Genomic DNA, 872 nt, shown 5'->3' on the forward strand with positions numbered 1-872 from the left:
GTAGTTCAGCAGGTGCGGGTCCATGTGCATCTCTGTGCCGATGCCGTGGCCGCCGTAGTCCTCGATGATCCCGTACTTGCCGCCGCCGGGCTTCGGCTGGCGGCGGATGTACGTCTCGATCGCGCGGGAGATGTCGACCAGCCGGTTGCCCTGCTTCATGGCCGCGATGCCGGCCCACATCGACTCCTCGGTGACCCGGGAGAGCTCGACCAGCTCCGGGGAGTGACCCGAGCCGACGAAGGCGGTGTAGGCGGCGTCGCCGTGCCAGCCGTCGATGATGGCGCCGCAGTCGATGGAGATGATGTCCCCGTCCTTGAGGATCACGTCGTCGGACGGGATGCCGTGGACCACGACCTCGTTCACCGAGGTGCAGATGGTGGCGGGGAAGCCGCCGTAGCCGAGGAAGTTCGGCTTGGCGCCGTGCTCGGCGAGCACCTTGCGGGCGACCTGGTCCAGATCCTTGGTGGACGCCCCGGGCACCGCGGCCTCACGGGTGGCCGCGTGGATGGCGGCGACGACCAGCCCCGCCTCGCGCATCTTGGCGATCTGCTCAGGGCTCTTGATCTGCACCATGGGGACGACGGCCTTTCTGGACCAGTGGAGGAGTGCGAACGCTTCCAACGATACGGGCGCGAGCCGCCCGGGTGCCGCGCGGGCGGCGGCACGGACCCCGCCCACGCCACAGCCGCGGTCCCTCGGGGGGAACCGCGGCTGTGCGGGCGGCGGGACGGACTACTGGCCGCTCTTCAGCGCCTCCAGCGCCCGGCCGGTGACCTCGTCGACGGGACCCGTCGCGGAGATGGTCACCACCAGGCCCTGGGCCCGGTAGTAGCCGATGATCGGCTCGGTCTGCGTGTGGTAGACCTCCAGGC

At 70.3% G+C, this 872-nt stretch carries 1 protein-coding gene and 1 pseudogene; both read right to left on the reverse strand.

From position 1 onward, the window contains the following. Positions 1-573: type I methionyl aminopeptidase (map, locus tag LPA54_RS33215; RefSeq protein WP_228984452.1), on the reverse strand; the 573-nt coding region annotated here is incomplete at its 3' end. A gap of 159 nt (positions 574-732) precedes the next feature. Then, positions 733-872, reverse strand: a pseudogene (locus LPA54_RS33220) (adenylate kinase); the annotation flags it as partial.

Origin of the sequence: Streptomyces sp. DH12, assembly GCF_020873895.1 — a bacterium.
GTDB lineage: Bacteria > Actinomycetota > Actinomycetes > Streptomycetales > Streptomycetaceae > Streptomyces.